Source organism: Paenibacillus sp. FSL M7-0134, assembly GCF_038007865.1.
In the GTDB taxonomy this organism is placed as follows: domain Bacteria; phylum Bacillota; class Bacilli; order Paenibacillales; family Paenibacillaceae; genus Paenibacillus; species Paenibacillus polymyxa_B.
In genome coordinates this window covers 1,178,338-1,192,996 of record NZ_JBBOXV010000001.1, presented here as the reverse complement: position 1 = coordinate 1,192,996, position 14,659 = coordinate 1,178,338, and the positions used below count along the sequence as shown (strand labels likewise).

Below are 14,659 nucleotides of genomic sequence, written 5' to 3'. Positions count from 1 at the left end.
TCTATAATTACATAAAAGGAAACAAATAGCCGTTTTTTCTGCGAAAATCAGTATCTGTTCAGCCCATTTCGTCTTGTTCTCAAAATGGGCATTTTACATGATATGCTACCCATAAAGAATTATGATGATCTGAAATGAAAAAAGATGTACCTATGCTAATCAGCACGGGTACATCTTTTTTTACAGATACACTATCCAATTACAATATGACCTTCGGGACGACGGTACAATGTCTTGGTCGAGCGTGGACGAATGGCATAGGCAATCGTAAGAGGACCAATCCGACCAATAAACATAGTCACACAAATAATCAGCTTGCCTGCGTCAGACAATCCTGGCGTCACTCCTACAGACAACCCTACCGTTCCAATTGCGGAAGCAGCCTCAAATGCAAGGGAGAGAAATGGCGCATCCTCTGTCATTAAGAGCAGTATAACCACAATCGAGAATATAAATAGGGCCAGTACAATAATGGTCAGCGCCCGCATCATGATATCTTTGGGGACCCTATGACGGAAAAACACAATTTCCTTCTGTCCTCGCATGACGGCGATTAGCGCACCTACCATAAGCAGAAACGTAGTCGTTTTAATTCCTCCTCCCGTGGAGCCCGGAGAAGCACCGATAATCATCAGCAACATAATAAAAAACTGACTTGCCTGCCTTAACCCGCTGATATCGACTGTGCTCGTACCTGATGATCTCGTGGAGACCGATTGAAAGACAGCTCCATATACTTTGCCTTCCCAGTTCAGCGCACCCAAGGTTCGTGCATTGGTAAACTCAAAAACAAATAAAACCAGCGCACCAACCACAATGAGCACTCCCGACACGCTAAGCACCATTTTGGAGTGTAGAGACAGTCTCCGGGTACGGCGAAAATCGAACAGATCGCTAAGTACAAGGAAACCCAAGCCTCCTGATATAACGAGCACAGATGCAATCATATTGAAAACAAAATCTCCAGCGTACTGTTGGAAGCTAGTCCCGAACAGATCGAATCCCCCGTTATTAAAGAGGGATACGGAATGGAATATTCCATAATATATCGCTTGTCCGACAGGCATCTCTCGCATCCACCGCAAAGCTAAGACGACGGCAGCTATCGCCTCAATGGTAAAAGAAAAGATCAGCACCTTGCGAATAATACGCACGATCCCTTCCATGCTATCGGCATTAATAGCCTCCTTAAGCAGCAACCGATCCTTTAACGATAATCGCCGCCCCAACAACAGCGCAAACAAGGTCGCTAAGGTCATAAACCCCAGCCCGCCTAGCTGCATCAGCACCAAAATGACGGTTTCGCCAAACATCGTATACGTTGAATCGACGTCAACAACGACCAGTCCTGTGACGCAAGCGGCTGAGACGGACGTAAAAAGCGAATCAATCCAATGCGGAGCATGACCACTATGATTGGCAACAGGAAGCATCAGTAGCAAAGTACCCAATGCAATAATCAATAAATATCCGATGACCAATATAAAAGGAGGCGATGCGAACCGACTAAGCTTGACGCTGCGTTTCATTAGAGTATTCTCTCCATCCGTTCTTATGAAAAAGAGGAACAAGACACGGGAAGCCCGGCTGATCCTCTATATTCATAATGTTATGTTATTCTACTGTTGGTTACGCATATGCGGGAAAAGCAGCACATCGCGAATGGAAGGCGCATCTGTCAGCAACATAACCAAACGATCGATGCCGATGCCCAGTCCACCTGTTGGTGGCATCCCGTATTCCAAGGCGCGGATAAAGTCATCATCCATTTCATGCGCCTCGTCGTTACCGTGCTCACGTTCCAGCAATTGTGCTTCAAAACGTTGGCGCTGGTCGATTGGATCATTCAGCTCAGTGAACGCATTCGCATGCTCACGAGCAACCACGAACAGCTCGAAGCGATCCGTAAACCGCGGATCTTGTTCGTTTTTCTTGGCCAACGGCGAAATTTCAACCGGATGTCCAGTAATAAAGGTCGGTTGAATAAGCGTTTCCTCTACGAACTGCTCAAAGAATGCATTCAGGATATGGCCAAATGTCATATGCGGTTCAACCGAAACTTTATGCTCTTTCGCAAGGCGATGAGCTTCTTCATTACTCATCTGCACGCTAAAGTCTACGCCTGTTACTTCTTTAACAGCATCAACCATGGAGACTCTGCGCCATTGCGGCGTCAGATCCACTTCCTGGCCTTGATATTGAATATGCTGTGTGCCCAGTACTTCCTGCGCAATATGTGCAACCATGTTTTCCGTCAATTGCATGATATCTTTATAATCAGCATACGCTTCATACAGCTCAATCATCGTAAACTCAGGGTTATGGCGGGTCGAAATACCTTCATTACGGTAAACACGACCGATCTCATATACTTTCTCCATTCCGCCGACAATTAGTCGTTTCAAATGGAGTTCAATAGCAATACGCATATAAAGCTGCATGTCCAATGCATTATGGTGCGTAACAAATGGCTTCGCCGCCGCCCCGCCAGCAATGGAATGTAATGTTGGGGTTTCAACTTCCAAATAGCCGAGCGAATCGAGATAACGACGCATGGATTGAATAATACGGGACCGTGTAATGAACGTTTTTTGTACTTCAGGGTTCATAACCAAATCGACATACCGCTGACGGTAACGCAATTCAACATCCTTCAGGCCATGATATTTCTCTGGTAATGGATACAAGGATTTGGACAAGACCTCAATATCCAGCACTTTGATTGTCGTTTCGCCCGTTTTGGTCTTGAAGAGCACACCCTTAACACCAACAATATCACCCAGATCCAAAATACCAAATGCTTTATATTTGGATTCAGGTACCGTGTCTTGACGAACATAAATTTGAATACGTCCGCTAAGATCCTGTATATGAGCAAAGCTGGCTTTTCCCATAACACGTTTAGCCATAATACGGCCTGCTATGCTAACTTCAATATTCTTTTCTTCCAGTTCTTCCTTAGTCAAACTGTCATACTTGTTCAGTAGTACGCCCGCTTCAGCCGTGCGTATGTATTTGCGTCCAAAAGGATCAATGCCCAATGCGCGAAGCTCGTCCAATTTGGCACGACGAATTTGTAATAGTTCACTTAATTCCTCGCGATTTTCTTGTGTTTCCTGGTTAGTAGTTTCATCCGACATGGTGCTAAATCAGCTCCTTCAATATGAATAGACGGGCCGGGGTCCGTCCGGGTGTAGAGAAAAAAAGCTTCCACAAGGAAGCTTTTACATTAAATTCCAAAGTCCGTGTCTTATTTCTTGATATCCACGATTTTATATTGAATAACGCCTGCTGGAACGGTGACATCCACAACAGTTCCCTTTTTCTTACCGAGAATTGCCTTGCCAACCGGACTTTCATTCGAAATCTTATTCTGTAGCGGGTCGGATTCGGCGGAACCTACGATAGCATACTCTGTAATATCTCCGAATTCCAAATCTTCAACGGTCACAGTTGCACCTACTCCCACAACATCGGTGTCAATTTCATCACTATTGATAATGCGGGCATTGCGTAGCATCTTTTCCAACGTAATTACACGGCCTTCAATAAAGGCCTGCTCATTCTTCGCATCCTCATATTCGGAGTTTTCACTAATATCTCCGTATCCGATGGCTACCTTAATCCGTTCAGCCACTTCGCGGCGTTTGACAGACTTTAAGTTCTCAAGCTCATCTTCGAGCTTTCTAAGACCTTCCTGTGTCAGAATGACTTCTTTATCGCTCATCTTAACCGATTCTCCTGTCATGGGAAAAGTTTAAAAGTGCATCGGAATGCACGCTTTCAAAACATAATATGCCACTCTGAGGGAATGAGAACATTTCCTGCTGTTGTCTTGAGAGCTGCACACAATTTGTAGCATACATCAAGATTTTATACTGAACGATTATAGGGCAAGCAATTGGAAAAGTCAATCGCGTGCGCAGGCCGGAACAGCTTCCTTATTGCGCAACAGCAGCAGGAGAAGCAGCACTTGTAGAAGGCTCATCGTTTTCTACCATGTGCAATTGAGATACAAATTGATCCAAAATACGTACCATATCGTCGCGCTTTGTTTCTTCCATAATGACATCCTTAATACGTGCAGAACCTTTAAACCCCTTGAGGTACCAAGCCAGATGCTTGCGCATTTCACGGACAGCTACCGCTTCACCCTTCAATGCAACCAGACGATCCATATGCAGAATGGCAATGCGGATTTTTTCTTCCGGTGAAGGATCGGGCAACAGCTCACCTGATTGCAAGTACTCAATCGTACGGTAGAGCATCCACGGATTCCCCAGAGCACCGCGTCCGATCATAACGCCATCACAATTGGTCAGATCCAGCATGCGGCGGGCATCTTCCGGTGATGCCACATCACCGTTTCCAATTACAGGAATGGAAACTGCTTCTTTAACTTCTTTTATAATATCCCAATTCGCATGTCCCGTATACAGTTGCTCCCGTGTACGGCCATGTACGCTAACGGCCTGACCTCCGGCACGTTCAACAGCGCGAGCGTTCTCTACGGCATAAATATGCTCGCTATCCCAACCAATACGCATTTTCACGGTAACCGGCTTGCTTACCGATTCCACTACCGCCGATACCATTTCATAAATCTTGTTTGGATCGAGCAGCCAACGAGCACCTGCATCACATTTGGTCACTTTGGGAACCGGGCAGCCCATATTGATATCAATAATATCTGCATTCGTTTCCTGATCTACCACCTTCGCTGCTTCCACCAAAGATTCGCGGTCGCCTCCAAAAATTTGCAAGCTAAGCGGCTTCTCGCGCTCATCTACAAACAGCATCTCACGTGTACGCTTGTTGCCGTGAATGATGGCCTTATCACTAACCATCTCTGCACATACCAAGCCTGTACCGAACTCCTTGGCGATCAAGCGAAAAGCAGGATTGCACACGCCTGCCATGGGTGCCAAGACGACTTGGTTTTTCATTTCAATATCGCCGATTTTCAACATATCTGTTCACCCCTTTATTCCTTCTTTTATATCGTATACTTATCGTCATTCCGTCAGTTCCCGGACTTCAATTTCTAGCGTTTGGGCGATGATGTTCAGCATGTCTGGGTCTACTCTACGATTGCCTCGCTCCACAGCACCTAATACAGTCAAAGATATACCAGTACGTTCTGCCAACTCCTGCTGTGTGAACCCTTTTAGCTTCCGAAAGGCGCGGAGTCGTTGCGCCAGCTGCATGTTTTCCAAAGCTGTATGCCGTCCTTTCCATCCACAGAATTCAATGCAGTATGCACGATACTGTACAGACCGGACGGATCTTGGTTCGGAACGATATCAGCCAAAGGAACCAGCACAAAAGCACGCTCCAACATACGAGGGTGAGGAAGCTCCAAATCCGGTGTAGCCAGTTGCGCCGCTTCCATCCATAACAAATCCAGATCAATGGTTCGTGGCCCATTAGGAATGTGTCTTACTCTCCCTAGACGACTCTCCACCTCCAGCATATATACCAGAAGCTCCTCTGGAGCAAGTGTTGTAGATACGGCTACCGTCATGTTCAAAAAAGAAGGTTGATCCAGATACCCAACAGGCTCTGTTTCGTACAGGCTGGAGCACCGAAGCACCCGTATACCCGGATGTTCGTCCAGCGCCGTAATGGCTTCATACAGGGTATGCTCGCGCTCCCCCAAATTAGCCCCTAAAGCAATATAAGCCTCTGATGCCTCAGAGGTCGAATGTGCATTCATGTATCGTTCCTACTTTCTTGCGCGATAAAGCTCAACCGTCACGCCCTGAAAATGAATATCAAACGGCGGATGCGGCTTCGTGACTTTGACAGTCAGTGCATTGACACTAGTATAAGTGTCCAGTAGGGAAGATGCAATACGTTCGCCCAAAGCTTCAATCAATTGGTAAGATTCCTTTTCTACAATATCTTTAACGGTGTAATGCACCTCGGCGTAATTAACCGTTTTGTCCAAGGCATCCTGCTCACCCGCTTCACGCAGATCAAGCTCCAGTTCCAAATCAATATAGAAACGTTGTCCCAGCTTGCGCTCCTCTGGAAAAACGCCATGATATCCGTAATACTCCATACGATGCAAAACCATTTTATCCATCGTGGGTATCCCCCCCTGTTTTTTATTAGATTTTCTCAATAAGCTCAACTTAGAAGTTTCGTATCGTGCCATTGCGCAGTCGGATGGTGCTCCCCATCGCCACTGCCCCAGATTTCTTGAATAAAACCTATAATAAAGGTAGAAATTCGGGGAAGTGATGCTTCCGAAGCGAGCTTTCCTACGGAAAGCTTTTAAAGCGACCGCTTTGCTTGTACAGCACCATTCCGCCTACTCCGTTCTCGTTCTACTTGATCTATTCTTCTGTTCACCTTACACAATAAATAACTCCCTAAAAATACAGTGACTTTATGGCGCGTTGTAGCGGAATGAAGGATTTGAATCCGGAGAAGCGAAGCGCTCGCCTTTGCAACGGGATTCTAACAGTCATATGTTTACCAATTCAAAAGAATCCCATTGCAACAGCGATCGCAGGATCAAATCATTCATGAAGCGTCTTCTAACCACCATAACTCAGTGCATTTTTAGACCCGTACACCATCGCATCACACATACGTACGGTGCGCTTGATTTGCGCCACATCGTGTACACGCACAATCTGGCACCCTTGAGCAATGCCAAAGGCAACGGTAGCCGCCGTGCCCTCCACCACATCATTCACAGGCAAATCCAGTGCTGTACGAATAAACCTTTTGCGCGACGTAGCCAATAACAGCGGAAAGCCCAGCTGACTCAATGTATCGAGAGAAGTCATGGCATGAATATTTTCATCGTAATCCTTGGCAAAACCGATACCTGGGTCTAAAATGATCTGTTCCTCACGTACCCCCGCATCCAGCGCTAATCGGATACTTTCTTTTAAATCGGACAGCATATCAGAAACCAAATCACTATAGTTACGGTCATGACGATTATGCATCAAAATGACCGGGCAATCGAATTCCGAAGCTACACGTGCCATATCGGGGTCTGCCTTAAACCCCCACACATCATTAATGATATGTGCGCCAGCCTCAAGCGCCTGCCTGGCTACCTCGGCTTTGTAAGTATCTACAGATAACGGAATGTGCGGTGCGATACGATGGATGGCCTGAACGACCGGAATGACCCGAGCCAGCTCCTCTTCCACACCTACTGGATCATGACCCGGGCGAGTAGACTCCCCACCAATGTCAATGATATCCGCTCCATCTTCCACCAGCTTCAATGCATGTAAAACAGCAATCTCGGGACTATAATGTAATCCTCCATCGGAAAATGAATCCGGGGTCACATTCAGTATACCCATGATCTGTGTGGAATGTCCGAGCGTAAGCTCGGCATCCCCCATTCGGTAACTACGTTGATAAAGGGTCGGTATGTTCACTTGATCCCTGCTTTCTGTCTATAATCGTGCAACAGCAAAGCTGTTATGGACCTGGGCTGTGTCAAGGGAACCGATAAATGGTTCGTTGCTCCTCCCGGCTCCAACAACAAATCCACGGGCCGTATTTCTTGTATAGAGTTGGTCATAAAAATTTCATCAGCCTGTTTCAGCTCGTCCCAGCGGTACAGGCCTTGCTCACAAGGAATGTCTCGCAGATGCGCCAGCTCCAAAATGAACTCACGCGTAATGCCTGGCAGAATCCCTGTAGACAAGTCAGGGGTATACAACGTATTGTTCCGCACAAAGAACAGATTGCTGACCATTCCTTCTGCCAGAAAACCATCCGCCGTAAGCATCATTCCTTCAGCCTTATAACGGACAGCCTCGGCATACTGCTGAAGTTCCCGCTTTGCAAGAATATTATTCATATAATGGAGCGACTTTAAGCGAACCTCACCCTCTGGAGTATTTCTGGGAGTTCGCAACAACTGAAGCGCCGATGGGGAAGTGGATTGCCCGGTTTGTGTATTGGTAGAGGGCAACGGTTTAGCGAACAGAATATGATTAGGACGCGTATAGTCCCCTGTCGGCAATCCTAGCACCTCTTCGCCCGCTGATACGGTGTAACGGATATAGGCTTCATCCAGTCCATTCGCCACCATCAGATGTTGGATGTGTCTCGTAAGTTGCTCCTCATCCAGTTGAAAAGGAATGCCGAGCATTCGGCAACCTTCCTGCAGTCGATGTAGATGCCGATCCAGCAAGAATGGGACACCCTTGTAGGTGCGGAATGTTTCAAACAAGCCCATTCCGTATAAAAAGCCGTGATCACTTACGTGAATCACGGCTTTTGCGGCTTCCGTGAGGACGCCGTTGACTCCGATATATTTCATGAATCAGACGCCTACCTTGCGTTTTAGGAAATTGCGTAACAGTTGATGCCCATAATCCGTAATAATGGATTCTGGATGGAACTGAACTCCTTCTACGGCAAATTCTTTATGCCGCAAACCCATAATTTCACCTTCTGCGGTTTCCGCGGTAATCTCTAGACACTCAGGCAGACTCTCGCGCTCCACCAGCAATGAGTGATACCGGGTTGCTGTGAACGGAGAAGGCAAGCCTTCAAATACTGACGTATTGTGATGAAGAATCGGTGATGTTTTACCGTGCATGAGTCGTTCAGCCCGGATAACCTTACCGCCGAAAGCCTGTCCGATGGCCTGGTGGCCGAGGCAAACGCCAAAAATCGGAATGCGACCTTTAAAATGGCTGATCACATCCAGTGATATCCCTGCCTCATTCGGCGTGCATGGACCCGGCGAGATCAAAATATGCTCTGGTGCCAGCTCTTCTATGCCTTTCACATCAATCTCATCGTTCCGTTTTACGGTTACTTCTTCGCCAAGTTCACCTAAATATTGAACAAGATTGTACGTAAACGAATCATAATTATCAATCACCAAAATCATACGACTCACCCTCCTGTGATACCGCTTCTGCTCAAAGCGGCTTCTTCTTCACCACATTGTACCGCCTTCATGACAGCTCTAGCCTTGTTCCGACATTCCCGATATTCCCTGTACGGGTCTGAATCAATGACGATCCCCGCACCTGTCTGTAAATAGGCAGTGCTGCCTTTAACAGCTAGTGTTCTTATTATAATATTTAATTCCATATTGCCGTTATAGTCAATCCATCCAAGGGACCCTGTATAAGGCCCCCGACGAACGGGCTCTAATTCTTCAATAATTTCCATGGTGCGCACCTTGGGTGCCCCGGTAATGGTTCCGCCTGGAAAGGTAGCAGCAATTACATCTATAGCTGTACGACCCGAGGCTAATTTTCCTTCAACCTGAGAAACCAGGTGCATAACGTGCGAATAGTATTCGACCGTCAGCAGTTCAGGCACATGCACCGATCCGTATTCGGCAATCCGTCCGATATCGTTACGCTCCAGATCGACGAGCATAATATGCTCGGCGCGTTCCTTTTCGCTTGATAGAAGCTCTGCTGCCATAGCGGCATCTTCATCCGGTGTTAGCCCTCTTCTTCTCGTACCTGCAATTGGTCGGGCGCTCACACGTCCATCCTCCAGCTTCACCAACAATTCCGGCGAGCCACTAACGATCCGTAAATCTGGCATACGCAGCATACCCATATAAGGGGAAGGATTCAGCAGACGAAGCCATTCATATATATTTTCAGGGAGGGCTGTAAGCGCACGTTGCTGACGAATCGATAAGTTGACCTGGAATACATCCCCTTGGGCAATGTATTCCTGCACACGTTTCACGGCTTGTTCAAAATCTTGTTGGTTGAATGCCGCTGTCCAGCCTTCAGATTCAAGATGAGCAGCCTCTAACCCTTCTTCGGCGAGCCTAGCACAACGACGAGGGTACGCAGAATCAATCTCTCCTGCATTTATGATGTTATTCCACTGAGTCAGCATACGTTCTGCACGTTGGGCAGCTTCCGCGTAACGCTCGCAAAGTATAGGATTCGGCCCATCCTGCATAACGCGATTGGTCAAATCGGTATCACTACTGACTTTATCGGAATGCGCAGGAGCGGGCATATGAACAGCACAATATATGGAGGATTTTTCGTGATCGTAAATCCATAGCTCATCCACCCTCATCCATACATAATCAGGTATGTCCGTATCGTCTGCAGCTTGAGATGGCAAACGCTCCAACGAGCGAGCTACATCGTAGCCAAGATAACCCGCAAATCCTCCAGAGAAAAAAGGCATGCCAGGTACACGCGGCGCACGGTAAGGAGCGATCCAGTTGCTCATGACTTTCAAAGGTTGACCATGCATTTCTCCATGTTTCCCGCTTTGCAAATCAGTCCAAACTGCATGTTCTCCCTTGCCCTCCAATATAGCAACCGGATTTAAGGCCAGATAGGTGTACCTCCCACCTTTAGCGCTCTCCAGCAAAAAGGCATATGGAGACGAATCCTCCCAAGCCTTCCGCCACGATGACGGTAGCCCCCCCACGGGTAATGGGTACTCAGCAATATAGGGAAGTATGCTCCAGCCTTCCTCCTGCCAAACCTGCCACTGCGTCTCCGTCACTCTAGCTGTCGATTTCATCCGTGTGTGCTTCCCCTTCCCTACTTTTCAATAAGTCTATATTCTCTCCTTAAAAAGAAACCCCCACCCCCCTGCAACAGGGAAATGAGGGAATCCTTACGTATAGTATACACAATTACGACATAATTACAGCTCGAAATTGTATAGTGGTGTGCTCAGGTAACGTTCTCCATTACTTGGAACAATGACAACGATCCGTTTACCCTTGCCCAATTGCTTAGCAAGTTTCAAAGCCGCATGAACAGCCGCGCCAGATGAAATACCGGACAAAATGCCCTCTTCCTTGGCCACTCTACGTGCTACCTCGAAAGCTTCATCGTTTTCTACATGAATAATTTCATCATAGATATCGCGGTTTAAAATTTCAGGAATAAAGTTGGCACCAAGTCCTTGAATTTTGTGGGGTCCTGGCTTACCGCCTGCTAACAGTGGGGAAGAGGCAGGCTCTACAGCCACAACTTTAATATCAGGGAATTCTTTCTTAAGCACTTCTCCGGCACCAGAAATGGTTCCGCCAGTACCTATTCCAGCTATAAAAGCGTCCAGAGTTCCGCCAATGGAACGAATGGCTTCCACAATCTCAGGACCGGTCGTTTCACGGTGAATTTTGATATTAGCTTTGTTCTTGAACTGCTCAGCAGCAAAATATTCCGGATTTTCACTCAGCAATTCTTCCATTTTCTTAACGGACCCGTTCATGCCTTCTGATCCTGGTGTTAGCACAAGTTCGGCTCCATAAGCACGCAACAAATTACGACGCTCTATGCTCATCGTTTCTGGCATAACGATTACTGCCTTATAGCCCTTCGCAGCAGCAACCATAGCCAAGCCGATTCCTGTGTTACCGCTAGTTGCTTCAATAATCGTACCGCCTGGCTTAAGCAGACCTTCACGTTCAGCTTCTTCTACCATGCTAATCGCAATACGATCTTTTACACTGGAGCCTGGGTTCTGATATTCCAGTTTCAAATAAATTTCGGCGCTATCTTCCGGTACGATCCGGTTGAGCCGAACGAGGGGAGTTTCCCCGATAAGTTCGGTGATGTTATTAACAACTTTAGCCATGATAATTCCTCCCTGACTGTAGATGATGTATTAAAAATTGCGAAATCATTTTGTAGATCATTCTTAGTCAATCACTTTAATTCTGTACCGTTCATTTAATTTCCGATAAAAATAGTGGGTTTTATACGCTAATCATAACAATCTTCAATTCCAATGTCAATACGAGTGAGTAAGCCGCGATGCTGTCAACCCGCGTTATCAGCATCGTGCTTCCTTCAAACCAATATTCTTTCACTACGTTACAGAGCAGCGGAGGATGCATCTTTTCCAGATAAAATACGCGCTCCATATTTATCACGTAGACTCTTCTCGACCTCTTCCAAAGGAGCGGCCTGTGCAAGCGCAAGAGATCGGCGAATTTGCTGCCGGATCTGCTGCTTATCCGGAGAATTCTTCAACCGGACATCCTGTACATAAATGACAGCATAGCCATCGTTAACAGAGATCGGACCTGCAACATCCCCGGAGCTTAGCTCTCTCGCCGCCTTCATGATCGCCTCCGGTTGCAATGGATCATATTCATCCACCCATCCCAACTGCCCGCTGCTATCCTTGCCAAAAGGCTTACCTGAGTACTCTTGAATCAGCACATCGAAGCTCTCCCCCTGCTTGACCCGATCTAGCAACGCTTCTGCTTCCTCCGCATTATCCACATAAAGAGCTGCCAATTGGATCTGCTTACCGACGGCAAATTCCTCAGGGTGCTGTTCCCAATACTCGTCAATCTCAGCTTCCTGAACTTGAATACCCTGCGTGGCTATTTTCTCCAAACCAATCCGGTATTCCGCTTCATTCCGCAAGTCAACCGGATCTAAGCCAAACTGTCGCTGCATTTCATCAAAGTAGGCATGATCTGAGTCATACCCTTTACTATCCTGCTCCAGCACCTGCTGTAAATCCTCTTGGGTGATCTTGATACCGAGACGCTTGGTTTCAGCCTGCACGGCTTTACGATTCAACATTTGCAACAGCGTATTGGTTCCATATCGCTTTTTCAGTTCCGCTACCCACTGTTCCTCCGATATGCCTTCCTGACCCATCTCCGCCACAGTATGATCGCCGTCATCCTTGCTTACATCACCCGGCTTTGACAGCCCCCGAAGCATGATAAGACCACCCAAGGCGGCGACGCTAACGGTCAGAATAATGACAGCTGTCCATAATCCTTTTTCCCGTGTAGTCATCGCTTGCACCGCCCATCCGGTTAGGATTTGGCTTGATCTAACAGATTTTGCAATTCATCCTTATTAAACTGATAAGCCTCATTACAAAAGTGACATACGACCTCAGCCTGTCCTTCTTCCTCAATTAACTGCTCTAATTCGCTTTCTCCCAAACTGATCAATGTTTTTTCCACGCGCTCACGTGAACACTCACATTGAAAATGGATATCCAATTCATCGAGAATCCGAACGTCCGGCAGCATCCAGCGCAGCATTTCATCAAGTTCCAACCCTTGATCCAGCAAAGCAGTAACGGGTGGAATGGAGCTGACTGCATTTTCGATCGCAGTAATCTCATCATCATTCAAGCCTGGAAGCAACTGAATAATAAATCCACCGGCCACAATAACCGTGTTATCCGTATCTACCAGCACACCCAAGCCCACCGCTGACGGGGTCTGTTCCGATTTGGCAAAATAATAGGTAAAATCCTCACCCAGTTCACCGGAAATAATCGGAGTACTGCCGCGATACGGTTCTTTTAACCCCAAATCCTTGATGATATGAATGAACCCCTCTGTACCTACGGCACCCGCTACATCCAGTTTGCCCATACTATTGCTTGGCAAATGCACATGCGGTTCAGTAACATAACCTCGCACTTCCCCTACAGCATTGGCATCAACGACGATTTGCCCAATCGGTCCATCACCTTTAACTTGAATGGTCAATCGCTCTTTTCCTTTTAGCATAGAACCCATAATAGCACCTGCTGTGAGGGTTCGCCCCAAAGCAGCGGTAGCCGTTGGATACGTATCGTGTCTTCTCCGCAATTCCTCTACCAATTGAGTTGTCCGAACAGCAAAAGCTCTAACCCTCCCATCCATGGCTGTGCCACGAATAAGTCGATCCTGCTTATTTTCCATATTGATATCCTCCCCTATTCACCAGGACAGCTATGCTGCTTATTTTCGTTAGTATTGCTCATCATTGAAGCATAATTTCCTACTATATAAACAACCTGCATCTACAGATCACGCGAATTGTTCAAAAACGTAACATATTTCAGTATAGACGAAAAACGCCGCTAATCCAAACCGATAAAATCATTCGGTTGGACTCAGCGGCAGCTTATACCCACTTTTTTATTCGGCGTTACGTTGGTAAATGATGCGCAATCCTTCGAGCGTCAACATCGGCAACACTTTCTGAATGCTCTCCGCCTCTGATGCGATTAGCTCTGCAAGACCTCCGGTAGCAATAACTGTAGGCTCCGCCTGCATTTCTTCCTTAATGCGCCGCACAATGCCATCCACTTGCCCAGCATAACCGAAGATAATCCCAGCTTGCATGGCATGAACCGTATTACGACCAATAACCTTTTTGGGTTTCTCCAACTCGATGCGGGGTAGCTTGGAAGCCCGTTGATACAGTGCCTCCGTCGAAATCCCGATACCCGGCACAATGACACCGCCCAAGTAGTTTCCCTTATCGTCAATACAATCAAACGTCGTCGCTGTCCCAAAATCCACCACAACCAGCGGCCCGCCGAACCGTTCGACAGCCGCAACAGCGTTCACGATCCGATCCGCACCTACTTCACGCGGATTCTCATAACGCAGGTTAAGACCGGTCTTGATTCCCGGTCCGACGATTAAAGGCGTTTTGCCTATGTATTTATCGCACATTTCTTCTAATACACGGACCAACGGCGGAACGACAGAGGAAATAATAACTCCCTGGATGTCATCCTTTAATACGCCACCCATACTAAAAAGATTATGTATGAGTACGCCGTATTCATCTGCGGTTGCCTGTCTGGAGGTACTGATCCGGTAATGGTGCAACAGCTCCCGCCCTTCGTATATCCCCAGAACAATATTGGTATTACCTACATCCACTACAAGAATCAATGGGTG

The 14,659-nt window shown here is 47.0% G+C and carries 15 protein-coding genes; all 15 read right to left on the bottom strand.

Annotated features, from left to right (window positions below):
- Positions 1-191 precede the first annotated feature (191 nt).
- Positions 192-1,529, bottom strand: coding sequence for a TrkH family potassium uptake protein (locus tag NSQ58_RS05270; protein ID WP_023986461.1), 1,338 nt, complete (start codon positions 1,527-1,529; stop codon positions 192-194).
- A 90-nt stretch (positions 1,530-1,619) separates the two neighbouring features.
- Positions 1,620-3,140 (bottom strand): lysine--tRNA ligase, encoded by a 1,521-nt coding sequence (gene lysS, locus NSQ58_RS05265; protein ID WP_339201225.1) that lies wholly within the window; start codon positions 3,138-3,140, stop codon positions 1,620-1,622.
- A 110-nt stretch (positions 3,141-3,250) separates the two neighbouring features.
- Positions 3,251-3,727 (bottom strand): transcription elongation factor GreA, encoded by a 477-nt coding sequence (gene greA / locus NSQ58_RS05260; protein ID WP_013308160.1) that lies wholly within the window; start codon positions 3,725-3,727, stop codon positions 3,251-3,253.
- Between the two features lie 214 nt (positions 3,728-3,941).
- Entirely contained in the window at positions 3,942-4,970 is a 1,029-nt protein-coding gene (gene dusB, locus NSQ58_RS05255; protein WP_023986459.1) for a tRNA dihydrouridine synthase DusB, read from the bottom strand.
- Positions 4,971-5,015: 45 nt separating this feature from the next.
- Positions 5,016-5,216 carry a helix-turn-helix domain-containing protein gene (locus NSQ58_RS05250; protein ID WP_175405216.1) on the bottom strand — a complete coding sequence of 67 codons (201 nt, stop codon included), beginning with the start codon at positions 5,214-5,216 and terminating at the stop codon, positions 5,016-5,018.
- On the bottom strand, positions 5,168-5,716 hold the full coding sequence (folK, locus tag NSQ58_RS05245) for a 2-amino-4-hydroxy-6-hydroxymethyldihydropteridine diphosphokinase (protein ID WP_023986458.1): 549 nt from the start codon (positions 5,714-5,716) through the stop codon (positions 5,168-5,170). The genes NSQ58_RS05250 and folK overlap by 49 nt, the downstream gene beginning before the upstream one ends.
- Before the next feature lie 9 nt (positions 5,717-5,725).
- Positions 5,726-6,088 (bottom strand): dihydroneopterin aldolase, encoded by a 363-nt coding sequence (folB, locus tag NSQ58_RS05240; RefSeq protein ID WP_023986457.1) that lies wholly within the window; start codon positions 6,086-6,088, stop codon positions 5,726-5,728.
- A 457-nt stretch (positions 6,089-6,545) separates the two neighbouring features.
- Positions 6,546-7,412, bottom strand: coding sequence for a dihydropteroate synthase (folP, locus tag NSQ58_RS05235; RefSeq protein WP_023986456.1), 867 nt, complete (start codon positions 7,410-7,412; stop codon positions 6,546-6,548).
- Positions 7,409-8,305 (bottom strand): aminotransferase class IV, encoded by an 897-nt coding sequence (locus NSQ58_RS05230; RefSeq protein ID WP_339201223.1) that lies wholly within the window; start codon positions 8,303-8,305, stop codon positions 7,409-7,411. The genes folP and NSQ58_RS05230 overlap by 4 nt, the downstream gene beginning before the upstream one ends.
- Before the next feature lie 3 nt (positions 8,306-8,308).
- The gene (gene pabA / locus NSQ58_RS05225; protein WP_013308153.1) at positions 8,309-8,884 is read right to left on the bottom strand and encodes an aminodeoxychorismate/anthranilate synthase component II; all 576 of its coding nucleotides are present in this window, start codon (positions 8,882-8,884) and stop codon (positions 8,309-8,311) included.
- 5 nt (positions 8,885-8,889) lie between these two features.
- The gene (locus NSQ58_RS05220) at positions 8,890-10,512 is read right to left on the bottom strand and encodes an anthranilate synthase component I family protein (RefSeq protein WP_339201222.1); all 1,623 of its coding nucleotides are present in this window, start codon (positions 10,510-10,512) and stop codon (positions 8,890-8,892) included.
- 126 nt (positions 10,513-10,638) lie between these two features.
- On the bottom strand, positions 10,639-11,577 hold the full coding sequence (gene cysK / locus NSQ58_RS05215) for a cysteine synthase A (RefSeq protein ID WP_028542507.1): 939 nt from the start codon (positions 11,575-11,577) through the stop codon (positions 10,639-10,641).
- A 239-nt stretch (positions 11,578-11,816) separates the two neighbouring features.
- Positions 11,817-12,761 carry a peptidyl-prolyl cis-trans isomerase gene (locus tag NSQ58_RS05210; protein WP_028542508.1) on the bottom strand — a complete coding sequence of 315 codons (945 nt, stop codon included), beginning with the start codon at positions 12,759-12,761 and terminating at the stop codon, positions 11,817-11,819.
- A 20-nt stretch (positions 12,762-12,781) separates the two neighbouring features.
- Positions 12,782-13,666, bottom strand: a complete 885-nt coding sequence (hslO, locus tag NSQ58_RS05205; protein ID WP_028542509.1) for an Hsp33 family molecular chaperone HslO — start codon at positions 13,664-13,666, stop codon at positions 12,782-12,784.
- Positions 13,667-13,885: 219 nt separating this feature from the next.
- On the bottom strand, positions 13,886-14,653 hold the full coding sequence (locus NSQ58_RS05200; RefSeq protein ID WP_023986451.1) for a type III pantothenate kinase: 768 nt from the start codon (positions 14,651-14,653) through the stop codon (positions 13,886-13,888).
- Positions 14,654-14,659 lie beyond the last annotated feature (6 nt).

Coding starts and splice junctions, on each gene's coding strand:
- NSQ58_RS05230 (WP_339201223.1), bottom strand. CDS start 8,305: ATGAAATATATCGGAGTCAACGGCGTCCTCACGGAAGCCGCAAAAGCC.
- NSQ58_RS05220 (WP_339201222.1), bottom strand. CDS start 10,512: ATGAAATCGACAGCTAGAGTGACGGAGACGCAGTGGCAGGTTTGGCAG.
- NSQ58_RS05270 (WP_023986461.1), bottom strand. CDS start 1,529: ATGAAACGCAGCGTCAAGCTTAGTCGGTTCGCATCGCCTCCTTTTATA.
- folB (WP_023986457.1), bottom strand. CDS start 6,088: ATGGATAAAATGGTTTTGCATCGTATGGAGTATTACGGATATCATGGC.
- cysK (WP_028542507.1), bottom strand. CDS start 11,577: ATGGCTAAAGTTGTTAATAACATCACCGAACTTATCGGGGAAACTCCC.
- dusB (WP_023986459.1), bottom strand. CDS start 4,970: ATGTTGAAAATCGGCGATATTGAAATGAAAAACCAAGTCGTCTTGGCA.
- hslO (WP_028542509.1), bottom strand. CDS start 13,666: ATGGAAAATAAGCAGGATCGACTTATTCGTGGCACAGCCATGGATGGG.
- pabA (WP_013308153.1), bottom strand. CDS start 8,884: ATGATTTTGGTGATTGATAATTATGATTCGTTTACGTACAATCTTGTT.
- NSQ58_RS05210 (WP_028542508.1), bottom strand. CDS start 12,761: ATGACTACACGGGAAAAAGGATTATGGACAGCTGTCATTATTCTGACC.
- lysS (WP_339201225.1), bottom strand. CDS start 3,140: ATGTCGGATGAAACTACTAACCAGGAAACACAAGAAAATCGCGAGGAA.
- folK (WP_023986458.1), bottom strand. CDS start 5,716: ATGAATGCACATTCGACCTCTGAGGCATCAGAGGCTTATATTGCTTTA.
- greA (WP_013308160.1), bottom strand. CDS start 3,727: ATGAGCGATAAAGAAGTCATTCTGACACAGGAAGGTCTTAGAAAGCTC.